Source organism: Egbenema bharatensis FJBBOT/2019 (assembly GCF_048077055.1).
GTDB lineage: Bacteria > Cyanobacteriota > Cyanobacteriia > Elainellales > Elainellaceae > Egbenema > Egbenema bharatensis.
In genome coordinates, this window is the sequence record NZ_CP182236.1 from 2,026,913 (window position 1) to 2,052,377 (window position 25,465).

At 52.1% G+C, this 25,465-nt stretch carries 20 protein-coding genes and 3 pseudogenes; 8 read left to right on the forward strand and 15 right to left on the reverse strand.

Translation table 11 applies throughout. The features are described 5' to 3' along the window. Nucleotides 1-3: 3 nt before the first annotated feature. From ACM1PF_RS09520 to ACM1PF_RS09535, 4 genes and pseudogenes are all read right to left on the reverse strand, one after another. On the reverse strand, nucleotides 4-372 hold the full coding sequence (locus ACM1PF_RS09520; protein ID WP_416674251.1) for a XisI protein: 369 nt from the start codon (nucleotides 370-372) through the stop codon (nucleotides 4-6). Continuing rightward, complete coding sequence (locus tag ACM1PF_RS09525) at nucleotides 363-773, reverse strand: XisH family protein (protein ID WP_416674252.1); 411 nt, start codon at nucleotides 771-773, stop codon at nucleotides 363-365. Before ACM1PF_RS09525 ends, ACM1PF_RS09520 begins: the two co-directional genes overlap by 10 nt. Nucleotides 774-782: 9 nt before the next feature. Then, nucleotides 783-1,067 carry a hypothetical protein gene (locus tag ACM1PF_RS09530; protein WP_416674253.1) on the reverse strand — a complete coding sequence of 95 codons (285 nt, stop codon included), beginning with the start codon at nucleotides 1,065-1,067 and terminating at the stop codon, nucleotides 783-785. 128 nt (nucleotides 1,068-1,195) lie between these two features. Continuing rightward, nucleotides 1,196-1,624, reverse strand: a pseudogene (locus ACM1PF_RS09535) (EamA family transporter). A gap of 31 nt (nucleotides 1,625-1,655) precedes the next feature. On the opposite strand from ACM1PF_RS09535, the gene ACM1PF_RS09540 reads away from it, so the two are divergent. The 3 genes and pseudogenes from ACM1PF_RS09540 to ACM1PF_RS09550 all read left to right on the forward strand — a co-directional run bounded on the left by ACM1PF_RS09540 (nucleotide 1,656) and on the right by ACM1PF_RS09550 (nucleotide 4,342). Continuing rightward, nucleotides 1,656-1,913: a hypothetical protein gene (locus ACM1PF_RS09540; protein ID WP_416674254.1), complete on the forward strand. Its 258-nt coding sequence runs from the start codon at nucleotides 1,656-1,658 to the stop codon at nucleotides 1,911-1,913. A gap of 87 nt (nucleotides 1,914-2,000) precedes the next feature. Beyond that, nucleotides 2,001-2,950: pseudogene (locus tag ACM1PF_RS09545) on the forward strand (IS1595 family transposase). Between the two features lie 84 nt (nucleotides 2,951-3,034). Next, the gene (locus ACM1PF_RS09550) at nucleotides 3,035-4,342 is read left to right on the forward strand and encodes an NF041680 family putative transposase (protein WP_416666339.1); all 1,308 of its coding nucleotides are present in this window, start codon (nucleotides 3,035-3,037) and stop codon (nucleotides 4,340-4,342) included. 152 nt (nucleotides 4,343-4,494) lie between these two features. On the opposite strand, the gene ACM1PF_RS09555 is transcribed toward ACM1PF_RS09550, so the two are convergent. The 4 genes and pseudogenes from ACM1PF_RS09555 to ptsP form a co-directional block, all read right to left on the reverse strand. Further along, nucleotides 4,495-5,841 (reverse strand): IS4 family transposase, encoded by a 1,347-nt coding sequence (locus tag ACM1PF_RS09555; protein WP_416674255.1) that lies wholly within the window; start codon nucleotides 5,839-5,841, stop codon nucleotides 4,495-4,497. A gap of 105 nt (nucleotides 5,842-5,946) precedes the next feature. Beyond that, a pseudogene (locus tag ACM1PF_RS09560) lies at nucleotides 5,947-7,832 on the reverse strand (PTS fructose-like transporter subunit IIB). Between the two features lie 108 nt (nucleotides 7,833-7,940). Beyond that, entirely contained in the window at nucleotides 7,941-9,041 is a 1,101-nt protein-coding gene (pfkB, locus tag ACM1PF_RS09565; RefSeq protein WP_416674256.1) for a 1-phosphofructokinase, read from the reverse strand. A gap of 47 nt (nucleotides 9,042-9,088) precedes the next feature. Next, nucleotides 9,089-11,542: a phosphoenolpyruvate--protein phosphotransferase gene (ptsP, locus tag ACM1PF_RS09570; protein ID WP_416674257.1), complete on the reverse strand. Its 2,454-nt coding sequence runs from the start codon at nucleotides 11,540-11,542 to the stop codon at nucleotides 9,089-9,091. Between the two features lie 545 nt (nucleotides 11,543-12,087). Between ptsP and ACM1PF_RS09575 the strand changes: the two genes are divergently transcribed. Further along, nucleotides 12,088-12,729 carry a histidine phosphatase family protein gene (locus ACM1PF_RS09575; RefSeq protein WP_416674258.1) on the forward strand — a complete coding sequence of 214 codons (642 nt, stop codon included), beginning with the start codon at nucleotides 12,088-12,090 and terminating at the stop codon, nucleotides 12,727-12,729. A 98-nt stretch (nucleotides 12,730-12,827) separates the two neighbouring features. Here ACM1PF_RS09575 and gshA read toward each other — a convergent pair whose 3' ends face one another. Beyond that, nucleotides 12,828-13,976 (reverse strand): glutamate--cysteine ligase, encoded by a 1,149-nt coding sequence (gshA, locus tag ACM1PF_RS09580; protein ID WP_416674259.1) that lies wholly within the window; start codon nucleotides 13,974-13,976, stop codon nucleotides 12,828-12,830. 232 nt (nucleotides 13,977-14,208) lie between these two features. Further along, entirely contained in the window at nucleotides 14,209-16,410 is a 2,202-nt protein-coding gene (locus ACM1PF_RS09585) for a phosphoketolase (RefSeq protein WP_416674260.1), read from the reverse strand. Nucleotides 16,411-16,767: 357 nt separating this feature from the next. Between ACM1PF_RS09585 and ACM1PF_RS09590 the strand changes: the two genes are divergently transcribed. Next, nucleotides 16,768-17,406 (forward strand): hypothetical protein, encoded by a 639-nt coding sequence (locus ACM1PF_RS09590; protein ID WP_416674261.1) that lies wholly within the window; start codon nucleotides 16,768-16,770, stop codon nucleotides 17,404-17,406. On the opposite strand, the gene ACM1PF_RS09595 is transcribed toward ACM1PF_RS09590, so the two are convergent. The 4 genes from ACM1PF_RS09595 to ACM1PF_RS09610 form a co-directional block, all read right to left on the reverse strand. After that, nucleotides 17,403-17,726 (reverse strand): PepSY domain-containing protein, encoded by a 324-nt coding sequence (locus ACM1PF_RS09595; RefSeq protein ID WP_416674262.1) that lies wholly within the window; start codon nucleotides 17,724-17,726, stop codon nucleotides 17,403-17,405. The two genes, ACM1PF_RS09590 and ACM1PF_RS09595, sit on opposite strands and share 4 nt — an antisense overlap. After that, nucleotides 17,719-18,330: a PepSY-associated TM helix domain-containing protein gene (locus tag ACM1PF_RS09600; protein ID WP_416674263.1), complete on the reverse strand. Its 612-nt coding sequence runs from the start codon at nucleotides 18,328-18,330 to the stop codon at nucleotides 17,719-17,721. Before ACM1PF_RS09600 ends, ACM1PF_RS09595 begins: the two co-directional genes overlap by 8 nt. Nucleotides 18,331-18,839: 509 nt before the next feature. After that, nucleotides 18,840-19,328, reverse strand: a complete 489-nt coding sequence (gene tsaE / locus ACM1PF_RS09605) for a tRNA (adenosine(37)-N6)-threonylcarbamoyltransferase complex ATPase subunit type 1 TsaE (protein WP_416674264.1) — start codon at nucleotides 19,326-19,328, stop codon at nucleotides 18,840-18,842. A gap of 81 nt (nucleotides 19,329-19,409) precedes the next feature. Next, the gene (locus tag ACM1PF_RS09610; protein WP_416674265.1) at nucleotides 19,410-19,640 is read right to left on the reverse strand and encodes a Calvin cycle protein CP12; all 231 of its coding nucleotides are present in this window, start codon (nucleotides 19,638-19,640) and stop codon (nucleotides 19,410-19,412) included. Between the two features lie 407 nt (nucleotides 19,641-20,047). Here ACM1PF_RS09610 and ACM1PF_RS09615 point away from each other — a divergent pair, with 407 nt between their 5' ends. From ACM1PF_RS09615 to ACM1PF_RS09625, 3 genes are all read left to right on the forward strand, one after another. Continuing rightward, nucleotides 20,048-21,286, forward strand: coding sequence for an FIST signal transduction protein (locus tag ACM1PF_RS09615; protein ID WP_416674266.1), 1,239 nt, complete (start codon nucleotides 20,048-20,050; stop codon nucleotides 21,284-21,286). A gap of 272 nt (nucleotides 21,287-21,558) precedes the next feature. Then, on the forward strand, nucleotides 21,559-22,083 hold the full coding sequence (locus tag ACM1PF_RS09620) for a hypothetical protein (protein WP_416674267.1): 525 nt from the start codon (nucleotides 21,559-21,561) through the stop codon (nucleotides 22,081-22,083). Nucleotides 22,084-22,884: 801 nt separating this feature from the next. Further along, nucleotides 22,885-24,492 carry an NAD(P)H-quinone oxidoreductase subunit 4 gene (locus ACM1PF_RS09625; protein WP_416674268.1) on the forward strand — a complete coding sequence of 536 codons (1,608 nt, stop codon included), beginning with the start codon at nucleotides 22,885-22,887 and terminating at the stop codon, nucleotides 24,490-24,492. A 104-nt stretch (nucleotides 24,493-24,596) separates the two neighbouring features. Here ACM1PF_RS09625 and ACM1PF_RS09630 read toward each other — a convergent pair whose 3' ends face one another. Next, the gene (locus tag ACM1PF_RS09630) at nucleotides 24,597-25,463 is read right to left on the reverse strand and encodes an alpha/beta fold hydrolase (protein ID WP_416674269.1); all 867 of its coding nucleotides are present in this window, start codon (nucleotides 25,461-25,463) and stop codon (nucleotides 24,597-24,599) included. Nucleotides 25,464-25,465 lie beyond the last annotated feature (2 nt).

Below are 25,465 nucleotides of genomic sequence, written 5' to 3' on the forward strand. Positions count from 1 at the left end.
TAACTAAGAAGCGAGAGAAGTTTCTTGTGTTTCACCTGTACCAAAACCCGTAAATTGGCGTACCGCAGGCTCGTGAAAAGCTAATACAATATCTTGCTTTGGAACGCCTAGTTCAACCAGTTGATTGGCAATTCCTATTTCTGTTCCATCATGCTGAACCCAGATCTTTCCATTCTTAATATCCAAATGCAAAATACAACCAAACTCCCGTTTATTTCCTCGCCAGCCTACATGCAGCAGTTGATAATGATCCTGCTCAGTATCAAACACCGTCTGCACCTCATATTCCTGTACATTTTGTTGATCTGAAGCGCGTTGGGCACGTTGGGAAAGGAGTTGTCGAATGTATTGACGGTAATCTTCTACAACCATTGAGCAATGACCTCCTGTTGTACGTCGTAAACGATCAGGCGCAACTGATATCGCTTAATCGCAGCTACAATGAACCGCCGCTTAAAGAAACTCTCGTAGATCGGCTCTCGCACCGCTAAATAAAGCTGACGATCTGGTTCAACGATTTCTAATGCATCTCGATAATTCAAGAACTGCCCCAGTGCCGTATGAAAATCTGAAACATTAGATGGACTAATAAAGCTTTTAATTTCTACAGCAATTTTCTGATTCTCTCTTGTTGCTGCCAACAACTGCTCTGCTGCCAAATCAATCTCAAATTCGATATCATTGACCGCAATCTCGTAAGGATCAGCCGTAATTTGCCAACCCTCCTTTTCCAGAGCCGTTCTCACAACATCATGAAACCGATCTTTAACCATATCCAAAAATCAATGATTAGAAAGGCTATGGGCGATCGCTTCCACACAATGCCCGATGCCGCCACTCGTACGTTCACTGGAGGCTTCTGCAATCCCATGACCTGCGTGGGTGATCGCCTGACCCACGCCCTGAAAACTGTCACCCTCCGGAATGATGCCCGACTCATAACAGGTCAAATCGGTTTCCGGTACAGGTTTCTCTACCAATTTACGTCGATTTCGGTAAACATCGGCACAGAAATAGCCAACTCCCAACGCCGTGGATGAACCGATCAAAAGGGGGATCAGGGGCATGGCAAGTACCTCATGGCATGGATACCTCCCATTATAACTTTACAAAAAATAGCTCCTGAAGGTGGGGCGCGATTCTCTTTCTAAGACATTTTATGAACGCACGAACCGCAACCCTGTAAACCCATTCATCACAGAATTAGCAACAATGTTCCTGCCAATACGAATACCGTTCCTAAAACCACCTTGAGCGTCAACGGTTCCCCTAACAATAAAACCGATAACAAAAGCACTAAAACTAATCCTGACTTATCAACGGGTGCCACCAAAGACGCATTCCCAATTTGTAATGCCTTAAAGTAGCAAAGCCATGATAATCCGGTCGCCACTCCAGATAGAATCAGAAATAGTAAGGTTTTGGACGAGATAGAGAAAATTTACTGAATATGACCATCCTCCCAGACAATTCCCCAGGCGATCGCCAGAATGACCACTGTACGGATAGCAGTTGCCAGGTTGAAATCAACATTCTCAACGCCAACTTTAGCAAAGATTGTGGTTAGTGCTGCAAAAAAGGCAGACAGTAAAGCAAAGATCCACCAGGCCTTTTCGTATCCCATCAGGTTTATCTCAATTATTATTGTGTTGCTTATGATACCTCGTTCAGCCCGTAGCTCTCCGTTAATCCGATTGCTCCGCTATGGCAAAACCAGCCAACCGCAAGTTTTTGGAGCGATCGCCTGCTCCATTCTCAACACCGTCTTTGACCTGGCTCCCCCCTACCTGATTGGTATTGCCATTGACGTGGTGGTGAATGAAGAGAACTCTTTAATTGCCCAATTCGGCATCGCCAGCATTACCGGACAACTGGCGGTACTATCCCTGCTGACCCTGTTGACTGGAGTTTAGACTAAGGCTCAATAGGTGTTTCAGGGAGATGGAGGTGTAGGGGAAGCTGCTGGTAGGATAGCAGAAGCATTGTAGGGGTTAGGTGCGATGAGTATCAACTTAAGTACTCTGATTGACGATGCCAAATGCTATCAACTGATTCGCCAAACTCGTTGGACTGAAGGGGTGAGATGCCCTCGCTGTCAGAGTGAGCAGGTGGTCAAAAATGGCCGCGATGAAACTCAACCTCAGCGACAACGTTACTGCTGCAAATCCTGTAAAGCCCATTTCGACGACCTGAGCGATACGATTTTTGCAGGGCATCATCAACCCTTGCAAAAGTGGATTAGCTGCTTGTATTTGATGGGACTGAACCTATCGAGTGAACAAATTGCCACCGAGTTAGCCCTGGACAAGGACGATATTTACCAGATGACGATGCAACTGCGTCAAGGCATTGTGGACAACAAGCCGGAGGTGCACTTAAGTGGAGAGGTCGAATTCGACGAAGTGTATCTGACAGCGGGGCATAAAGGCCAACCCCATGAAGTCAAAAAAAGGGGCGCAAAGGACGGCGCCATAAGCTCAAAGGGATTCGGGGACGGGGGACGCTTGCCCAAGAAAAGCCGCCGATTTTCGGCATGATCCAACGTCACGGCTTGGTGGTGATTCGGATGCTGGAAAATGTCCAGCAAGAGACGATTAAACCCCTCATCCAAGCAACGGTCGCTCCTGGAAGCCAGATTTATACAGATGAGTATGGCATTTACAATGGGTTGACATGCTGGGGCTATGAGCATAAAACCGTGTGTCATGGGAGTGGGGAGTATGCCCGCGATGAGGATGGCGATGGATTCTATGAAATCCATGTCAACACAATGGAAGGGTTTTGGTCGTTGCTGCGTTCATGGTTACGACCTCATCGAGGGATTTCTCAAGAGAAGTTGCCGGTGTACCTGGGCTTTTTTGAAGTGGTTCACAATGCACGTAAAAGAGGCAGAGCTTTAATTTCCACTCTCCTGGAAATCCTGCTGCCTATCTCCCCGAAACAGCTATAGAGCCTAGACTAATTGGGAAAGAAAAGCAGCCAAACCGTCGGGTTTGGCTGCTTAATGGTCATGTTGCATCAATAATGATTGACCATGACTAATTTTGACCGCTTGAGGGCGTTTCGACATAAATCCTACATGCTGATTGGCAACGGCAAGGATGCTCTCTTCGACCTGATGGATGCCGTGCTAGTGAGCCGCAGTGTGTACTCCTTTGCCGAACTGTCGGTTGCCCCTGTCTTTCGACGCCAATGGCCGAGTTTGTATGAAGCCCTACAGGATAGTAACCCGCCTCGACTGGAGTGGATGGGGTTGTACCTGGAGCAAATGCCCCAGGACGAACGGGTTGTCTTAGCGGGAGACCACACGGCATGGTCAAGGTTACAGGCACAAACCCTGCGAGAACGGACGTATGAACATCAAGCAACTCCGATGAGTGGAGCCAAACCGGTGACGTTGGGACAAGGATATAGTACGATTGCGTGGATTCCAGAGGAGCAGGGCAGTTGGGCATTACCGTTGCTGCATGAACGCATCACTAGCGCAGAGAGCCCCATTAGCAAGGCAATAGTGCAATTGCGTCAGGTGTGTGAGCAGTTCCAGGTTCGTCCCTTATCTTTGTGGGATGCCGAATATGGCTGTGCCCCATTCCTCAATGGTACGGCGGATATTGCTTGTGACAAGTTGATTCGGTTGCGTTCCAATCGAGTACTGTATGGACCACCGCCTGTTTATAGCGGAACGGGTCGTCCTCGGCAGTATGGGGAGAAGTTCAAACTTAACGATGCCACCACCTGGTGGTCATCTGATGCCGAACTCCAGGTAGAAGAGTCCCGGTGGGGACGATTACACGTGCGGATGTGGTCATCAATGCGACTGCGACGCGTTGCCAACCAGACGATCTGGTTAATTCAACTGCAACGCCTCCATGACTCTGCCCTCCACCCCGCCAAACCTTTGTGGCTAATTTGGGTGGGACAAGCACCGCCCGACTTAGAGACGGTGTGGCAACAGTATTTCCGTCGCTTTGCCATTGACCACTGGTATCGCTTCGCTAAGCAACGATTGCACTGGACGTTACCCCAGTTGGCAACGCCCGAACAATCCGAACGCTGGAGCGATCTGATGCCCTTGCTCACCTGGCAGTTGTGGTTGGCTCGTTGCCACGTCCAGGACTCCCCCCTGCCCTGGCAAAAGTCATCTGCTAAGCTATCTCCGGGACGAACCGCAAATGCCTTTGCCTCTGTTTTAGCGTTGATTGGCACACCTGCCCCCCCGCCCAAACCACGCGGAAAGTCACCGGGGTGGACTCCAGGGCAACCCCGTTCCCGCCGTATTCGCTATCCAACGGTCAAAAAGCGCTTCACCAGACCCAAGAAGGTGGCGAACAAGACCGCTTAACCACTAAATTTTTCCCAATCTTCAGTCTCGCTCAATCCAGATAAGGGGTTGGGCTATTTCTGCTGTGATTAGTCTAAACTCCAGGCAACAAAATGGCATCCCAATGTTTGATGTGGGGGGGCACTGCTGTCATTGGTGTTAACTTAAGCGTCTTAAGTTGGGATAGCGGGATAACATCCTGGGACGCTGCCCCAAATGTCCTCCCATTGTTGGTCTTGTTGTCGGTGTCGTTTTCGCCTCAGTTTGACCAATCCCAACAGCTTCTGGTGCTGTTGATAGAAGGGAATCAGCTCGGTAGCGTCATCGCGCAACCGGGCTCGACTGTAGTGGTAGAGGCCCCGAAAGACCATCTCAACCGAAATCCGTTCCAAGGGTTGACGCAACGCGACCGCCACTTGGGCACAGAGGTCATTGAGGACCGCATAGAAAATCCAGGTGGCGACGATTTGGAGTTGAATCCCATTGGTATCGCCCACCCAGACGTAGGCTAACCCTAACAGCCGTTTGGTGATGCAAAAGGCATCTTCAATGCGCCACCGCCGCCGGTAGAGGTCGCAGACGTGTTGGGCACTGAGATGCTCTGGGTCAAGCACATTGGTGAGATAGCGATACCAGGTCGTCCCCCAAAGCACCGAGACCATACGAACGGGATGACGACAGGGATTCGACCGGTATTGCCCCATGTCGATAATCTCGTCGCGATACCGCTTCCCCTGGATCAGTACGCGCTGACCGGTATAAGCCGTCTTCTCCCGCTGCCGGGTCAGGAAGTAGCGGCGGGTATCGGTGAATTGGTCAAACCACGGGAAGGCGAAAAACCCTAAATCAACGACGAGCAAGCCCCCCTCCGGCAAGGTGCTCAAGAGCCAGTTACCAAAGGTTTTGTCATTGGCTTTGGCGTTTTCGTCATAGTGCATCGCCACCGGGCGATGGCTAAACAACTCCACCACCATCATCAGTTTGCCGGCTAAGACGGTCTGCGGCTTCTCCCTGAGGGCTTTGAGCTGGCGACGCAATTCTTCGAGGGTGGTGCCGTCGGCAATCCAAATGACCGGAAACCGGCCCTGCAACGCTTGCCAGGATTCTGACAGCACCGTCCCCGTCGGACGCTCGACCAGGTGGACCTGCACCTGAGTCAACAGTTGGCTAAAGAGGGCCACTGGCAGTTTGCGAAACCGCTTATCCAAAGCCGGGTGACTCACGAGCAGCGGCTCAACCCATAACAGCCCTTCTAGCTGTAGTACCCGCAGTAACTCACCCAGCCCGTTGATTTGCCGGTACACCAGACTCAACACCACCGCTACCATCACGGGCAACGTCAAGATCCGGTTCCGGAGTCGTTTGCCATCGGTGTTACGTTCCCCGACCTTCGGTTTGAAGGTCGCAGGCGTGAGCCATTGCTGTAACTGACGTTCCACGTCCTCAATCGGGGGACTGGGAAACTGTGGACGGCGACGCAAGTCTGGATTCGCGTCACTAAACGGGCGACTTCGGGCCATAAGCTAGCCTCCTAATGCCAATCAAGGTACTCATGTTTATACCCTCTAGTCCCGTTTTAAGAACCTTAAGTTAACACTAATGACTGCTGTGCGCCCCTACCGGGTTTAATTGGTCGTCGTGAGTTCTGGACGGACTTCAGCTACCGGGGCACGTTGTTTCAGTTGTGCTGCAATCAGACCTGTGACTAACGTACCAACGGCGATCGCCACAATATATAGCCCCGCATTGCCTACAGCATTGGGAATTGCCAGAACGAAAATGCCGCCATGAGGAGCCTGGAGGGTGCAGCCAAATAGCATGGACAGACCACCAGCGATCGCTGATCCGACAATGCAGGCAGGGATGACGCGCAATGGATCTTTGGCGGCAAAGGGAATGGCCCCTTCCGTGATGAAGCAAATACCCAATACGGAAGCCACCTTTCCGGCTTCCCGTTCCTCATGGACAAATCGTCTTTTGGCAATCAATGTGGCTAGGGCCAATCCTGGGGGGGAGTCATTCCGGCGGCCATTACTGCCGCCATTGGTTGGCTGATATTGCTGGCGAGTAGCCCTACGGCAAAGGTATAAGCCGCTTTGTTGATCGGCCCGCCCATATCGACGGCCATCATGCCGCCCAGGATCAAGCCCAGCAGTACGGCATTGCCCTGTCCCATATCTTCCAAAAATGCGGTGAGTCCATCGGTTAAGGCGCGAACGGGCACACCAAACACAAAGACCATTAACAGACCGACCGCTAGCGTGGACAGCAAGGGAATTACCAAAACCGGTTTAATCCCTTCCAGGTTTTGCGGCAAGTTGACATGATCCCGTACCCACCGGGCAATGTAACCTGCCAGGAAACCGGAAATAATCCCGCCAATAAACCCCGTTCCTAAGTTGGCGGCTAACATCCCACCCACCAGACCAGGAGCCAAACCAGGACGATCGGCGATCGAGAAAGCAATGTACCCGGATAAAACCGGCACGATCAGGGCAAAGGCGGCCTCTCCCCCAATCTGCATCAGGGCGGCACCGATGGTTCCTGGGGCGGGATCTAGACCAAAGGCGAAGGACAGGGCAATAATTAATCCACCTGCCACGATGATCGGCAGCATGTAGGATACGCCTGTCAACAGGTGCTTATAGGGCCCTGATCGCTTTGCGGACTGTTCGGCTTTAGCTTGCTTCACCGAATCGGCATAGTTGGTTTCGGCTCCAGCACTACCGGCGACGGGTTCGGGCATTGCTAAGGCTTCCGTCAGGATTGTCTTGCCTTCTTTTAACGCTTTTTTGGTCGAGGTTTGATAAAGTCGCTTCCCACCAAACCGGGATAAATCCACATGGGTATCGGCAGCAATCACCACTGCATCCGCCTGGGCAATTTCCTCTGGAGTCAAAGTATTCTTAGCTCCCACAGAACCCTGGGTTTCCACCTTCATTTCATGGCCCAAATCCACTGCGGCCTTGCGGAGGGACTCAGCCGCCATGAAGGTGTGGGCAATCCCCGTGGGGCAAGCGGTGATACCGACCAGTCGTTTGGGGCCAGGTGTTGCGGTTGGAGGCGTATCCGCTGGAGGTGGAGATTGAGCGGGATGAGAAACACTAGAGGAGCCATCCAGGGATCGATCCGAGGCAACGGGTTGGGGTGGAGCCGTCACAGCAGATTCAGAAACCTGAGCACCATTACTCTCCAACCGCGTTTGGGACACAGCCGCCTCAATCACTTCCTCCGTATTCCGAATCGCCTTGCTGGTGGAAGTGGCGTAAATCGGCTTATCTGCGAATCGGGCTGGATCAACATGAATATCGGCGGCAATGATCACCAAATCCGCAGCATTGATGTCCTCCGGTTGCAGGATATGCTTTGCCCCTTCTGCACCCTGGGTTTCCACCTGCATGTCATAGCCTAGATGAGCGGCTGTTTTTTTTAAGGCTTCGGCGGCCATCAAGGTGTGGGCGATGCCCGTGGGGCAGGCCGTCACTGCCACAATGTTTTTGATCGGTTTCATAGGAGTTGGAATTTTATGCGATTGCAAACGAGAACAAAATCAATGGGTAATGGGTAATCGGTAATGGGTGATGGATAGTAAGAAATGGGTAGGGCGGGCACTGCCCGCCTAATGCAGAGATTGCACCCTCACCTGCTGCATCGTAGATTCGATCGCGGCGATCGGGGGGAGCCGCGGCCCAATCTGTGTGAGTGCGCCCAGGGAGAAGGCGGTGGCCAGGCGGGCACCGTCCGTTAGCGGTAAACCTCGGAGTTTGGCAGTGACAAAGCCTGCTACCATAGCATCCCCAGCCCCCACCGTACTTTTCACTTCAATTTGGGGCGGTCGCGCCAACACAACATCGGCTTTTTCTACAAACATGGCTCCCTTTTCCCCCATTGACACAACGACTGTGTGAATGCCCTGTTCCAGCAAGTTACGGGCGGCTTGAATCACTTTGGCTTCAGTATCCAGAACCGTTCCCAGCACTTCTTCTAGCTCATGGATATTAGGCTTAACGGCATAGGGCGCGGCGGTAATGGCTTCCCGAAAACTATCACCACTGGCATCTAATACCACGGTTTTGTTCTTTGCCTTTAACCGATCGATTAACTCGGCATAGATGCGAGTCGGAATGCCCGCTGGAATACTGCCCGATAAAATGAACCAATCGTAATCAGCCGCTAATTGATCGATCGTCCGGATTAAAGACTGGATATCTGACTCGATCGCCGTTTGTCCAGGAAAGTTCACATCGGTAATTTCCTGCTTCACCTCATCCACGATTTTGACGTTCACACGGGTCTTACCCGGAATGCGAACAAATCGATCGGTGATTTGTTTCTGTGTAAAGAATGCTTGAAAGATTTCAGCATTCTCTTGACCTAAAAAACCAGACACGGCGATCGAATATCCGAAATCCGCCAAAAACGAAGCCACATTCACCCCCTTTCCCCCCGGATCAGACTGCTCCCACGCCACCCGGTTCACGGCTCCCGCCTGAAAGTTAGGAATGGCAATCGTCTGGTCGATCGCAGGATTGAGGGTAATGGTGGTGATTTTGGTCATCGTCAGTGAGGGGGGAGGAGGGAGTGCTGAGGACTGAGGACTGAGGACTGAGAACTGAGGAGGGAGGAGGGAGTAAAGGAAAGGATAAAGCAGGAAGTAGGAAGTTCTTTGGTTTTGCTTTTCGTCTTCCGCCTTCTGTCTTCCCTCTTGTGGGATGGTCATCTTGCCCGTCCCTGCCCAAACCACCCAACTCCCTGCCAGAATTCGATCTACGAGAGGGCGCGAACCTCTTGAGCAGTGCGGCAAGCCAGGGCGCGTTTGGCCAAACCCTGAGTTTCGGCAAAGGACATCCCCCGGATTTTGGCTTTCACAGCAGCAACACTGGGAATGCTGACACTGAGTTCGGTGACACCCAGCCCCGCTAAAATGGCGGCTCCTTTGGGATCTCCGGCGATACCGCCACAGACACCGACCCATTTTCCTGCGGACTGGGCTGCCTGTACCGTTTGGTGAATCATCCGCAGGACGGCAGGGTGTAGACCGTCTGCCTGTTTCGCCAGGATAGGATGACCTCGATCCATTGCCAGGACATACTGGGTCAGGTCGTTGGTGCCGATCGAGAAGAAGTCTACGATTTTGGCGAATTCATCGGCCATGACTACGGCTGAAGGCACTTCCACCATCATGCCAATCTCAACGGGATCGGCTCCGACTTCCTGCCGGACTGACTCTGCCAGCTTGTAGGCTGTATGGAAATCCTCCAGGGTGGCAATCATGGGGAACATGATCTTAATCGGGCCGGTTTGGGCGGCCCGGAAGATGGCGCGAAGTTGGGTTTTAAAGAGGTCTGGCTGCACCAGGCAAAGGCGAATACCGCGGATACCCAGGAAGGGATTTTCCTCTGCAGGCAGGTTGAGGTAGGGAATCTCTTTATCTCCGCCAATGTCCAGGGTACGAAGGATCAGGGGTAAACCGTTCAGTGCCTGGGTCATCTGGCTGTAGGCGGCAAACTGTTCTTCTTCTGAAGGGGGAGCCGATCGCTGCAAAAACAGAAACTCAGTTCGCAATAGCCCAATCCCTTCTGCCCCAGCATTCACTGCCTGTTCCGCTTCGACTGCCGCGCCAATGTTGGCCACCACTTCGATGCGATGGCCATCGGTCATCAGGGCCGGTTGATAGCAGGCGAGGCGTTCCGCTTCCCGCAGAGCTTGCAGGTCTTTGAGGGCCGTTTGAGCCGTGACGCGATCGGCTTCCGTGGGATTAGGATACAGATTGCCGTTTGTGCCATCCAGAATGCAGGACGTTTCATCTGCCAGATGTAAAATGGCTGGCCCTGCGCCAACGATCGCTGGAATGTCGAGCGATCGGGCAATGATCGCCGTGTGGGAGGTGGGGCCTCCAGCTGCCGTGCAGACACCCAGGGTCAACGCGGGATCAAGCCCTGCGGTGTCTGAAGGAGTCAGGTCTTCCGCCAGCAAAATCACGGGATAGTCGGGTAGGGACTGCTCCTCTTCGATCGTCTCTGCCAGCAAGCGCAACACCCGTCGGCCGACATCGCGCAGATCGACCGCCCGTCCTGCCAGCAATGGATCGTTCAATTGTTCCAAGGCACTGGCCCGTTGTTCGATCGCCTGCTGCCAGGCCCACCCCGCACTGTGCTGATGTTTCAGTTCATCGATCGCCTCATTGAGCAAATCGGGGTCATTCAAAAATTCCTGGTGGGCTAGAAAGATGGCTGCCTTGGATGCACCCGCTCGGGCTGCAACATCGTTGTGCAAATCCTCTAACTCGATTTGAGCCGTTGCGATCGCCTGACGTAAATACATTTCCTCCGCAGCCGGATCTTTCGCTGTGGCTTCCACTACAATCTTGCCCCGCTTGAGCTGATGCACCTTGCCGATCGCCATCCCTGGAGAAGCGGCAATTCCTGGAATCGCTTCCGTTTCAAAGCTGGGCATCCAGTCCAGGGTCGGAGTGGGTGCAGTTTCTTCTTCCTCCTCCAGTCCGGCCACCACGGCTGCCTCTAATGCTCGCAATGCCTCATCTTCATCTGGGCCCTGGGCCATGATTCGCACCGTACTGCCCCCTTCCACGCCCAGCTTCAGCAGCGATACCATGCTTTTACCATTGGCGGTTTTGTTGCCGTAACGCACCCGAATCTCTGAGTCAAAGGATTTAGCAATGTTGACAAAGGTGGTGGCAGGGCGGGCGTGGAGTCCTGCTTTTCCGGCGATCGTCACCTCAACAGCTTTGGCGAAGTCGGGTTCTACTTCCGCAGGGGATTCATCCACAGGACGCTGGTGGGTCAGGGTTTCGACAATATCAAGTGGGTCAGACGTTTGCGCTAACCGATGCACGGCTGCTTCATCGTCTAACACCTGGGTCAGGTTGGCTAATACCTCAATATGCTCATCCGACTTGGCGGCAATGCCCACCACCAGATACACCACCTCCCCCGGATTCCACTCCACCCCCCTGGGAACCTGCACCACCGAAATGCCCGTTTCCAAAATTAACTCTCGATCGTGGGGCAATCCGTGGGGAATGGCAATCCCGTTGCCCAAATAGGTATGAGCCACCTTTTCCCGGTTCATCATGCTGTCAATGTAGCCCGGTTTCATGTTGCCATTGCGGATCAAAAGCTCACCCGCTTGTCGAATGGCATCGGCTTTGTTGGCAGCTTGAGCATTGAGTTGAATGCTATTTTTTCCCAGATTAATCATAAGAATTGCAGCGCAAAAGTAAGCGAATTCCCCTTGGGAACACACGAAGAATCAGATAGTTGAACCTCAAACCAACGAAGCAAAACCGATCGCTTCACTTCATTGATTGTGCTGGACTTGACCTAGCCATCCATGAATTACGATGTTGCAATCTGCCAAAAGGATTACTTTTGATATTTCTAAATTGAAATCCCTCAAAAGGATGACTGCTAAACAATTGAATGCGTTTAACCTGATAACCAGCAGGCAGTTTCCTGAGACTTTCGGCATTGAGTGACTAACTCAAAAGTGATAAAAACTGTAGACTCAAAGCGGGTTGAAAAGGGGCAAAAATTTTGTTTTTTAAGGTTTCTGTTACAGTTTTTATCTTCTAAGGCGAACCATCTTCAAGCAGTATTGGAAAGTAACGTTAGATTTTGCCTGGTTGTATTCGGCTTACTAACATCCATCCTAATGGATCAAATATCATTTCAAGGGTCGCCTTCAGAGGAATTGCAGTTATTCTTAACTTTTTTCGTGACAAATTCGGGAACTAGGATGGATTCATGAGCTTAAGATTGTATTTTTTGCGGCATGGCGAAACGATTTACAGCCAATCGGGGGGTTACTGTGGCGAAATCGACCCAGAGCTGACCCCTGAAGGGCATCAAATGGCCCAGGATTTTGCTGAAGCCTACAAAGATTTTCCCTGGCAGTCCATCTACGTCAGTCCTAAAAAACGGACGATAGCGACTGCAAAACCGCTGTGTGAGGCGATCGGGGTAGAGATGCAAATTCGGGAAGGATTGCGGGAGATTGCCTATGGCAAATGGGAGGGGAAGTCTGCCGAGGAGGTGAGGGATCAGTTCCCGGAAGACTACGTACGGTGGCTCACGGAACCCGCCTGGAACCCACCGACAGGTGGCGGTGAAACCTCGGTGGAAATCGCCAGTCGGGCGATGGCAGTGATTGCTGAAATTAAGCAAAATCATGCTGACGGCAACGTCCTGATCGTTTCCCATAAAGCCACCATCCGAATTATTTTGTGTAGCTTATTAGGAATCGACATTGGGCGTTATCGTGACAGAATCGACTGTCTTGCTGCGTCCATTAGCATGGTCAAAATGGACATTCATGGGCCACTCTTGCAGATTTTAGGCGATCGTACCCACATGAGTGATGAGTTGCGCGATCGGCCGGGAAGCTGAATCTAAAGGCTGCGGGATGCTTTGGGAGGCAGTACCTAATGACTCGGTTGATCTTCTGCTTCTTCGCTAATGATCACACAAGTGTTGAATCCATCATCCTAAGCCGCCTGGGGTTGACATAACTCATCCGCCAAAATCAACTCTTGTTCCAGCATGGTTTGAACCGAGTGGCTCACCACTTCCTGAACCTCCATCCCCTGATCGATCAGTTTCAGCCAGCGTTGAGCCTCGTTCCCCTCCCGCAGAATCTTTTTCACAGGAGTCAGGAAGCAACCAAATCCCTGCTGTTTGGCGATCGGATAGCATTCCTGGTAAAGTTCTTCAATCCAATCGCGGGCCCGGATCGGTTTGCCATCGCGCCAGTGATGGAGTTCTGCCTCCAGACTGGCTTCAGCCGCTGCAATCTCATTGGCATCGGTCAATTCCACTAAATCCTCAGCGCGGGTATGGGCAGGGAGCTGGCTGGACTCCAGCGGATCGAGGGTTGGATCGGCGAGGAGCTGCAAAATCCGGGCTTCCAAAAGGGCAACGACTCCCAACATGGCGATCGGATCGCTGATCAGATCACAAATTCGCAGTTCTAAACGATTCAGGCTATAGGGACGACGATCGCCATTAGGACGCACCGCAGACCAGAGATGGCGCACGTTTTGCATGGTGCCCAGTTTGAGCTGTTCCTCGACCCAGCGAATATAGTGGGCATGACTATCAAAAATCGGCACCCATTCCGGGGTTTTGGGAAACACCTTCCAGCGAGTGGAATGATTGCCTGTAACTTCACCCCCTAAAAACGGAGAAGCGGCACTGAGGGACAGGAATAGGGGAGCTTCAACCCGTACCAAGCGACAGGCTCGCATCAGTAACTCTGGATCGCTAATGCCAATGTTAATGTGAATGCTGGCGGTAACAACCGTTGTACCGTAGGTCTGCTCAATGTAGGTATGGTAGGGATTGCCTGGATCAGAACGATAGAACCGATCGCTTTCTCCCAGGGGTAGCGTACTCCCCGGAATCAGGGTGTAGTTCCCCAGGCTTTGCAGGTAGGTTCGCAACTTCTGGCGGGGACGTACTAATTCACATAGGGATCGTTCGTAGCGGCAGAGCGGTGGCGTGGTGTACTCGACGTTACGGCTATCGGGTTCGCGGACAAATCCATCTAACGCGGCCACAATTTTGTCGGATAGCCCAACGACTTTCCCCTGGGGTGTTCCGGTGTACAGTTCCACTTCAAAGCCTTTGGTTAGCATTACGGTTGCCCCTCGATCGGTTGTTCAGTCGGTCAGGTTTTCTGACAGGTTCATTTAAACAAGTTCATTTAACAAGTATCGGGGATAGGTGCCCATCTACATCCCCCAGAAGGGTAATTCTCTTGTGGGGCGGGCATCTTGCCGGGAGCATCCCTCTTTTGTAATAGGGTGAAAATGAAAAGCCAGGTGAACGCAGGCAAGATGCCTGCGCTACGGATAGTTCACGATTGAGTTAGTTCGATGTCAATTCGATCGCCCGTTTCACCAGAGCCTCAGCCGTAATGCCGTTAAGACCCATCAATTCTCCAGCACTGGCAGTGGTTTCTCCTCGCTTCCAGGCGAAGGTATCGCGGCGGCTGGTACTCCGCAGCATCAGTGGTTCCAGCATCAGACTGGCTCCCCCGGTTACACCCACCAGAGCATCTCCCCCAAACAGGCGATCGAATCCGGCATCATCCAGGAAGCCTCCGTCCGGCTCAGAGCAGATTTCCCAGGCCACATCGCTAGCTCGATACAGCCGTCGCGGATTAATCACCGACACAATCCGAACCCCGATGCCCTGGGATTGTAATTGCTTCGCCGCTTCAAAGATCGGGAGCAAGATCATGTCGCCCACTGCCGCAAACACCACCGTTTTCTCGCCAGGGGTTTCCTGAAGGACGATCGCCCCATCCTGTAGGGCCTGCCGGGTTTGTTCAAAGGTTGTCCGAATTGGCAGGGGTGATTTGCTGGCGGTAATCACGACTCCTTTGTTTGCCGTGCCCAATGCCCACTCATAGCAAGCTTGAATGCTATTGGCATCGGGTGGGAACAGAGGAAAGACATTACCATTCCGCATCATCGCCGCAAAGTAGGCTTCAATCTCCGGGCGTTGGTGCGTCCAGCCGTTGCGCCCTTGCTCCAAAGCTCCCGCCGTAAACAGCGTCACCGTAGACGGGGTGGTTCGACGCAATTCGGCCATCGCCTGAGTCACCGTTTGCCAGATGGGCAGGCCGTTGATGGCAAACGACTCGTAGGAACACCAGAGCGATCGAGATCCCATCAGGGATAATCCTGCCGCCAGCCCCGCACAGGCATCTTCGCTCAGGGGTTCGTAGACTTGCCCAGAGGGAGTTTGATTATACAGATCATCCGTCGTGGGGTGAATGATCTTCAACGCCTTGTTAATGTTGCCGATTCCCGACGCTTCGTTGCCATCCGCATTCGTCACCAGGAAATTGGCATCGATCTGCCCTACCTGCGCCACCAGTTGCCCCATTGCCGTAGTGGACACCTTCGGATCGCCTCCCACAGCATATTCTTCTAGTTGTAAATTCTGAATTTCCGGCAGGGGTAGCACCGATTCCGTCACCGCTGTTTGGCTGGCCGGGCCACCGTTGGCTCGTTCGCAGTTCGTCCGCACCAGTTGCCAGACTTCCGGGGAAAGGGCATTGGCCTGGAGTCCGTTGACAATATCAGGATTATCCAGGGTGTGATAGCCATAGAGGTTGTGGGATTTGGCCCCACGGGCATGAACCCCTGCCCCTTTGAGTTGTTTGATGATAAATGCCGTCAACTTACCGCTGAGGGCCGATCGCGCTGCTTCATCAACTCCCATTAAAACAGCCTTCGTGAAGGCCAGCCGTTGGGCAAAGGAGAAAGCTGTGCTGTCTACAAATGCGCCTGCCTGATCCTGATCATCAAAATCCTTGGCATCCACCAGTACCACTTCTTCAAACCCATTCCCGTGCCAGTAGGCCAGCATTTGCTCATTGGTTTGCAGCGACACCATACTGTGATGTTCCTGGGAAAAGCCGTTCCACACCAGCACCGGCAGGAAGTTCGTCACACCAGGAAATGCGGTATGAAAATGGATCATGCTGCTCATGGGGTAGGGTTCGCCCATGCCGCCATCCCCCAGGGTGAAGGGAAAGAGAGTATCCCGATGGAGGTAGGCCGCTGCCATCGCAAAGTGCTGTCCCTGACCCAGGGGCCCTGCTGGAGCTAGCAAGCCTGGAATGTAGCCCGAAAGGTGCCCCAGTAACCCATGCCGTTCCCGGAACCGATCGCGCAATTGCTGGACGGTATTGATCCCCATTGCCTCCAGGGAGCGGTCTAAGAACATGGCGCTATAGAACCCTGGCGCATGGTGGCCCACTTCCGTGACGATGTTTTTATACCCCAGCATCACTAATGCGGCGTAGGCTTCCGCTTGACTGGCAAAACCGCCTGGGTGCCCAGAGGCTTTACTGGCCGTCATTTGCAAAATTAAATAGCGCAGCGCATCGGCATACAGTAGGGTCTGATAAATGGCAGTCGGATCAGTTGGATCAGGAATGGACGCTTGCCCATCTGCGATCGCTGGAGTTTTGCCGTATTTCTCAAACTCTGGCGGCAATTCACCAAAGTATTGAATTCCATCGCAGAAGGCAGGAGCAGAGCTTACAGCAACCATGTATCTAGACCTCTCACAAATTGACGGCGGGGTGGACTCGCACGAGTGATTGAATAACTTAACAATCACTTAACACTTCATCCTATCGCTTGATGGAACGTAGCGGGAGAGGGCAGGTAATGGGTCTACCCAGAAATTTGTAATGGTCTACCTAGAGAGAAGCCAGGGAAGGACACTGCGGATCACAGTGCTGATTTCGGAAGGATAAAGTTGGCACTCTGTCAACATCAAGAATTCATGAAACCCTTGTGATCTGGCTAATTCAGTAAAGCTTCAGTCAAGTCCGGGAAATCGTGCCAGGAATCCACTTTTGCCTGAGTAGGCTGGATTAAGAACCATTCAGGCAGGACAAACCCCATGATTAGTGCAACTGAGGAATTGAAGGAGGTTACGAAACTGGTACTGTATGGCTGGGGCTACCCGGCAATGTTTAGCACCTCAGAAGGGCAACCGTTGCAGAATCGGATGGTGCGATTTCCCCTGGATGCGGCTCCAGCGATCGAAGGGGTCAACCCGTCCGCGTTTCGTCCGATTCGCGCCAGGCTAGAACTGGTCAAAGCCAACTATTTGGAGACCATTACTAATCATTCCGGTATCAATCCGGTTTGGGTCTGGATCGATACCCCTGACCTGACCGAGGAAGAAATTGTCAATTATCAGCAGCAATTTATGGTGTGGGCAACTCAGAGGGGGTTGACTGACGAAGAAGTGAACTCAGTCGCCTGGGATTGGAGGCAGTTTGTGCCGCAATTGATTGACCGCTTCACCCGCCAACCCCTAAAAACAGCAAACGCCTGGAAGCGAACCGTTCTGGCAATCAGCTTGGGGATTGTTCTGCTGGTTGCCCATTGGTTAACTTCACCTGCCGCCGCCTGTCCCACTGTCGCTGCGCCCACCGGAATCGATCAATGCGTAGAGACGATCGGCCTTTCGCCTGAATCATCTGGTACGGATTTCGATCGGTCTGGGATACCGACCCACTCGATCAACCCTTAACCCAGAAACCGCTTGAGGCTGGGAACTCTTTGCAGGATCAGGAAATCCAACAGCAGCACCCCGATCAGGGAGATGCCCACTAACGGAAAAACGACTCCCATAATCGCCACGATCGCCAGCGGAATCTTCCATTGATTGCCCTCCATTGGCACGATCGGTGCGCCTAACTGACCTGATGGACGACGGATCCACCACAGTACGACTCCACTCATACAGAGCAGAATCAGGATCAGGCAAGCCAACAGCATCAGCAGTTTATTGGGCAAACCGAAGTATTTCCCCATATGAATGGCAATGCCCATTTCTACTGCCTTAGGCACAAATCCGTCGCCTGCTCTGGCTCCAGAAGCGCGGAATCAACGTTCCGAACAGGCTGAACCGATGACGGGGCAACCAGAGATAGAGTCCGCTAATTAACAAGACCAGCCCCCAACAGGCAGCAAGCTCCACCAAATAATCCCCCCATTTGCCGATCATCAGCTCGCCATGCAGCTTACGGGCGATCGCCTGGAGATTATTATCCTCATCCCGATCGCCTAATACCTGCCCTGTGTAGGGATTGACAAACACAGCCAGATTGCGCTCATCGGTCGTCGTAATCTGCACTTCCGTACTGTGGTCAGGTGCGATCGGCGGAATGATTCTGGTAATTGTTGCCTCTGGATAACCCCGCTCTACTGCGGCCACCTGCTGAGTGTAGGAAACCGGAGTAGCCGTTGGTTGAACCGTCAGCAAATGGGGATACATCATGCCATCGAGCTGCGGCTTAAACAGGTAAATGCTCCCCGTAATGGCCAGCACCAGCATAAACGGAATTACCAGGAGTCCTGCAAAAAAATGCCAGCGCCAGAACGCTCGGTAGAGGCGATTTTCGGGTGTTCCAGAGGGAAGCAATGTGTCATTAGATGAGGCAATTTGAGACATAGAGAATTTTTGTGAAGATATGCTGTGGGCCGAAATTGATCGGGATTTCATCTCCATGCCAAAATCCTGACTGGACTGATTTCCCGATCGTTGAAGAATGCGAATGAATCACCTGAAATCCTTCTGGGGGGATCTTTCCCCCAGTCAAAGCAGCAGAATGGACAGGTGATTTAATCCCCAATCCCTAGCCCAGTCAAAAATTGCCTCACTCAAAGTCAAAAGTCAAAAGACAGCCTGTCAAACCCTGCCTCGATCGCTCAGATTCAGCGGATTCATCCCATCCAGGTCTGCCTCATCAACCAGCCCCCAATCTCATCCTTTGCTTTCCCTTTTCTATCTCCCTTCTCCTTTTGAGACTTACCGCCTCATCCGGTGGGCACTGCCCACCCTACTCCTCTCCGTGAACACTCCCCACTCCTACGGGCTTCGCCCCCACTCCCCACTCCTCACTCCTCACTCCCCACTCCTCACTCCTCACTCCTCACTCCTCACTCCTCACTCCTCACTCCTCACTCCTCACTCCTCCTCAAACAAACCTCCCGTTCCCCCAAAGCTGTATAAGTAAGCTGAATCTTAAGGGCATTGGGAGGAATATAGGACAGCCGATCGGCCCACTCGATCGCCACAATGCCAGGGGGATATTCTCCACCGCTCCAGTAGGTTTCCAGGCATAAAGCTTCTACTTCGGACGGATCCAGGCGGTACAGGTCGAAGTGATAAAGCGGAATTCGTCCTTCCGGGTATTCGTTCAACAGGATAAAGGTGGGACTGGCGATCGGCTCTTTAATCCCCAATCCCTGACCGATTCCCTGCACCAGTGTCGTTTTGCCGCTACCTAAATTGCCCTCCAGCAAGAGAATACTGCCTGCTGGCAAGGTTTTTCCGAGGGAAATGCCGAGCTGACGAGTTGCATCTGCATTGGGCAGCCCCAGGGTGAGAGGATGGATGAAGGGATCAGGAAGAGTGAACCCTGAAGTTGGTATCGGTAAGTCGCCCATAAACACCAAAATTAATGGGCACCCTTGCGGATGCCCGTACCTTAAAACCTAGCCTAATACACTAGTTTTCTGAAAAAAGACTTAGTTGTCGTAAACCCGACACTCATCTGCGTCAGGATTGGCATCACAGTACTGTTCAAAGGAGGTCTTTGACGGCTTTGCCTTCTGCTTCTGGTGAGATGCCTCTGCTTGAAGTTCTTCGACCGCATCCCAAGCAGCAGCACACTCCGAAGACTCGGATCCCTGCGTGTCACATACTACACGCGCTTCAGAACGCTCTCTGTCGATTTGATCTTGGATATTGTTGCTCATGGACTTCCTGTTTTTTATCGATTCGATTAAGGTACGGAACATTTCACATTCCAGAGTAACTCAATCGGAAGCACCGCCAAGTCACCCTGTAGAATGGTTTCTGACTCACCCCTTACTACTAACGCATGAGATGGTGGAGGAGGGCTAAAATTTAATCCATTTATTAGGATTTTACTTTCATCTTCCATAGTAAGCGGCAAACGGCTCGTTGCTTGTGAATTTTGTTACTAAAACCGGGTTACTGAAACGGCAAAGTCCCTCAAGCGGTAAGATCCACAAGTAAGACTGAATTTTGAATTAAAAAATCTAATCTACCGGATAATAGCCGCTCGCTAATCTTTTTACGGAACTTTTACAAAAACTTTTCACAGCAAACTTGTAGCAAATCCTCAGTTTTGGTTGAATCCATGATGAACTCTATGCAGTGGGCAAACGCGCTCTCAACTCGGCCCTCTCTAGAAGCGGCGATCGAAGAGGTTGTGACAGAGGCACAGGCACAACTCCAAACCGATGCAGACTTGGGCTTAGTGTTTATTTCAGCCGCCTTTGCCAGTGAATATACGCGGGTGATGCCTTTGTTACGGAAGCATCTATCAGTGCCTGCCCTGGTGGGCTGTAGCGGGGGTGGAGTGGTTGGCATGAGTGGAGGACAAGCCGAGGAAATTGAGGAAGAAGCGGCTGTGAGTCTAACGCTGGCCCATCTCCCCGATGTTCAAGTGCAAACTTTCCACATTGATACCGAGCACCTGCCCGATCTGGATAGTCCACCTGCGGACTGGATTGAGCTGGTGGGAGTTGACCCGCAAGACAATCCCCAGTTTATTCTGCTGTCCGATCCAGCATCCTCTGGAATCAATGAGCTGTTGCAAGGCCTAGATTTTGCCTACCCCGATGCTGTGAAAGTCGGTGGGATGGCTGGAATGAACCCCATGACCGGATACGGTGGCTTATTTCTGGATGCTGAACGTCTTCGCGGCGGTACGGTTGGCGTGGCATTAATGGGCAATATTGTCCTGGAAACGATCGTGGCGCAGGGATGCCGCCCGATTGGTCAGCCCTACCGTGTGGCGGAAGCAGAGCGCAATATTCTGACGCAGCTCGAAGAACAATCCCAGAGCGATTCTATGACTTGTGGACTGACCCAAACCCCACTGGAAGTCCTCCAAAACCTGATTCAAACCCTGGATGAAGCCGATCGCCAGTTAGCCCAGCGAGCCTTATTTGTTGGAGTTGCCCAGAGCGCATTTAAGCAAAATCTGGAGCAGGGGGATTTTCTTATTCGGAATTTACTGGGGGTTGATCCACGGACAGGAGCCATTGCCATTGGCGATCGAATTCGCGTTGGTCAACGTATTCAGTTTCATTTGCGAGATGCTCAAGCTTCAGAAGCCGATCTGAGAAGTTTATTGATCCGCTATCAATCCCAGCGGAAAATGTCTTCTCCCATAGGAGCACTGATGTTTGCTTGCCTGGGTAGAGGCGAAGGATTATATCAGCAGCCTAACTTCGATTCCCATTTATTTAATCAATATGTTCCTGTGCCAATCAGCGGTTTTTTTTGCAGTGGAGAAATTGGCCCCGTTGGTGATACAACCTTTTTACACGGCTATACCTCTGTATTCGGAATTTGCCGTCCCAAAGCCTGATCTGTCAATCAATTCAGCCCTGCGATAGAGCCAGTTTTCCCCTCCATTGGCAGAGTAGTTTTGAATTCAAGACCGCTAATCTTTTAACTAAGCGAATGCATTGTTTATTTGCAGGTTGTTGGCACTACTCCAACTGAAGATAGTGCGGCAATAGCTAGAAGTTTCCATCAAGATGTTTGGAAAAAGTTGCAGATAAGCGCGGGTATCAAGGTTAAAAAACGGTTTAACGTTCTGACTAAACGCTCTACTAATGAACTAGGAGGATGGTGTTCATGGTTGATAATCATAATTTTCGTAATCGGTCATATGATGATCCCTACAACAACCCGCGGGATTATCCCAATTCCGACGATATGTACGATCGCTCCGGAGATCGGGTTTACTCACGGCATTATTACGAGCCAGGTGAAGAACCTGTTAGTTATTCAACCAGAAATGCTTCCGTAGACCGTCCTTATGATCCAACTGTAAGAACCGATGTGGATCGTTCCGTAGACCGGCGACCTGCTAATCCAACGGAGGTTTCATCGACGCGCGGATTGACCCGCAGAAACCGTTATTCTGACGATCGCCCGGTGGATCCGTACTATCGGAGTGACATTCAGGAAGTGCACCGCAGTAACAACATTGCAATCGGTTTACTGTTGGGGGTTCTCCTGACTTCGATCATCGGTATCCTGGCTGCCATCTTCTATTTCGCTACAGCTGAACCGCAGCCAACCAACCCACCAACGACTGCGCCGAATACAACTGAGCCTGCGCCCACGGAGCCCCAAGATACTCCTACCCAGCCTTAGTGAGCACTCGAGATTAATCGATCGATTAATCTCGATCGAGTATATTGATCGGCTTGGCGTTTCAATCGGTCATTGATATATCCACTCCTGTGAATCTAATCAGGTCAGCCCTATTGGGGCTGGCTTTTTTTATCAAAGGGAAGCAGGAGCTGCGGCTGTGCGCGTTTAAAGAATTGAGTGACCAAAGGGCTGGATGGCTCCGTGGGTTTGTCCTGTTTGCCAGGATTTCTTGACAAACTCGATCGCAGAGACTGCGGAAAATCCTTTTTGAAGTTTGTAAACTAATATTACGAAGGTCGATCGTCGCCACCCCTGTGCTTTCTGGACTAAATCAACTTTGACCCAGGTGGTTGAAGCTTTTGACTGGGAAGCACCTGAGGCTCTCTAGAGGTTTATCTATGCTTCATCTAACGAAATGTTTTCCAAAGAAACACCAGATTTACTGCACGAAAGTTAATTTAACTTAACAAATGAGGTATCCTGGTCAATAGAGGAAAGCTAGGTACATATTCCTAGTCCGTCCGACTGTACTGATCGGGTATTTCAGTCAATGACTTGGTCTGTTAAGCCAAATTTTAGTGGGAGAGGCGTAAGCTTACAGCCGATTAATCACGGGATTAATAGGATTGGCCACCAACTGCACGACTCGCATCTTGCTTTAGCCAGGTTCGAGAATGTCCAGCCTCTAGCCTCCAGTCTCACGCTAGAGATGTGTTTTGACAGACTGAGCGATCGGTTGCTGCTTGTTCCTCTAGTTCGCAGCCTGAATCTTCTGTTTCATTCTCTTTTGGGTAGGCTCTCATGATGAGTATGCAATTTCCCTGGCTAACTGTTCTGATTGCGTTTCCGCTACTGGCCGCTCTGCCGATTCCGTTTCTTCCAGACAAGTACGGTAAAACGGTTCGTTCTTATACTCTGGCGGTAGCCCTGACTGAATTCGCTGCCATGATCTATGCCTTCTGGCAGCAGTATGACTTCAGCAGTCCCGACTTTCAGCTCGTTGAAACCTATGCCTGGGTTCCGCAAATTGGGCTAAATTGGTCTGTCGCAGTGGATGGACTCTCTGTGCCGCTGGTCATTTTGAGCGGATTGGTAACGACGCTGGCAATTTTTGCCTCCTGGAAGATTAAGCACAAGGTTCGCCTGTTCTACGTCCTGATGCTGGCTTTGTACAGTGCTCAGATTGGCGTTTTCGTAGCCCAGGATGTGCTTCTGTTCTTCTTTATGTGGGAACTGGAGTTGGTTCCGGTCTATCTGTTGATTGCCACCTGGGGTGGCCAGCGACGCTTGTATGCTGCAACGAAATTTATTCTCTACACGGCGATCGCCTCTATCTTCATTCTGGTGGCTGCCCTGGCCATGGCCTTCTACGGAGATACCTTCACCTTTAACATGCAAGAACTGGGGTTGAAGGATTATTCCCTCAGCTTCGAGCTATTAATGTATGCCGCGCTTCTGGTCGCCTTCGGGGTTAAGCTACCGATTTTCCCCCTTCACACCTGGCTCCCCGATGCCCACAGCGAAGCTCCGGCCCCGGTGTCCATGATTCTGGCTGGGGTACTGTTGAAGATGGCGGGCTATGCCCTGATTCGCTTCAATATTGAAATGTTGCCGAATGCCCATGTTTACTTCGCGCCTGCATTGGCGGTACTGGGGGCGGTTGGTATCATCTATGCTTCTCTGACTGCCTTTGCCCAGGTCAATCTGAAGCGGCATTTGGCCTACTCTTCGATCGCCCACATGGGGTTTGTGCTGATTGGTATTGCAGCCTACACAGACCTGGGAATGAGCGGGGCAGTTCTGCAAATGGTGTCCCACGGATTAATTGCCGCCAGCCTCTTCTTCCTGTCAGGGGTGGCCTACGATCGGACTCATACCCTGATGATGGATCGGATGGGTGGCATGGCCAAGCAAATGCCCACGGTGTTTGCCCTATTCACAGCCGGTTCGATGGCTTCATTAGCACTGCCGGGAATGAGCGGTTTTGTGGGTGAGTTGGCGGTCTTCCTGGGCTTTGCCACCAGCGATGTTTACAGTACCACCTTTAAGGCTGTGATTATCCTGCTGTCGGCGGTGGGAGTCATTCTCTCTCCGATTTACCTGCTGTCCATGCTGCGTACTGTGTTCTATGGACAGGAAAACAAGGAGCTGGCATCGAGCTACAAACTGACGGATGCCAATCCGCGTGAAGCGTTCATCGCCCTGTGTCTCCTGATTCCCATCATCGGCATCGGGTTCTATCCCAAGCTGGCAACTCAAACCTACGATGTCAAAACGGTGGCAGTCACCGCCGAGGTGCGGAACTCTCTGCCGGTCGTAGCGGCGCAACCCTTCCATCTGAACCTCCCCCTTTCAACGCCAACGGTGTTGGGGGCTGAGACGAAGGAGTTGTCAGGAGTGGTGAAATAGCTGGGTCGTAACGGCAGGGTGGGTATTGCTCACCGGCCTCGGTTGAACCATTCCGTACGGTTTAACTCTCCTAACGTTTGACCGTCTACCCGATCGATGGAGTGCTACAGCGATGTGGCACTCTTTGTCGTTTGGGCGTTCAGGAAGGGCAGAATATGGGTTGCCAGATCGGGCGCGTAGTCCTGGGGAAGATTATGAGCTGCTCCAGGCAGGATCACCAACTGGGCATCGGCGATCTGGTCGGCGTAGGTTTGGCTGTGCCAGAGGGGAATGGTTTCGTCGCAGTCGCCCGTAATCACCAGGGTAGGAATCTGCAACTGATGGATCTCTTTTTCGACCGTGTCGATCGCATCTTCGGGGCGCATTCGATCGAGCAGGAACGAGCGAGGGGCGGGTTGGGCGTTCAGCTCACGGCGAATCCAGCGAATGGTCTGGAGATCCTGGTTTTTTCTCAGTAAGAGGGCGATCGGCTGCATCAGCCACAGAGCCGCATCCACCCCTGGAGTTTGCCAGAGCAGGGGACGCAGATGGTCATACCGACCGCAAAAGCTATCATCCCGAATTCCAGCGGGAGCAGCCAGAATCAAATGGTTAACGGACTGCGGATAGTTCAGCGTATAAGCCGCAGCGACCCACCCCCCCAACGAATGTCCGACGATCGCACCGGGATGACTGCCGATCGCCTCCACAAATCCCCGCACAAAGGCCACTAATTTAGCAATGTCGTAGCGAATCATCGGCTTAGAAGATTCCCCACAGCCCAGCAGATCCAGACAGATACAGCGATGGTGGTCTGCCAGATGAGCAACCAGGGGTTGCCAGGATTCACTGCGTCCCATGAAGCCATGCAGAAACAGAATGGGGGAACCACTTCCCTGCTCCCAGTAGGCGGCTTGATAGGGGGTGGATTCCAGGGAAACCGTCAGGACTTGTTTGGCGATCGGAGGGGGTGGAGCGATCGGTTGGGGCATAG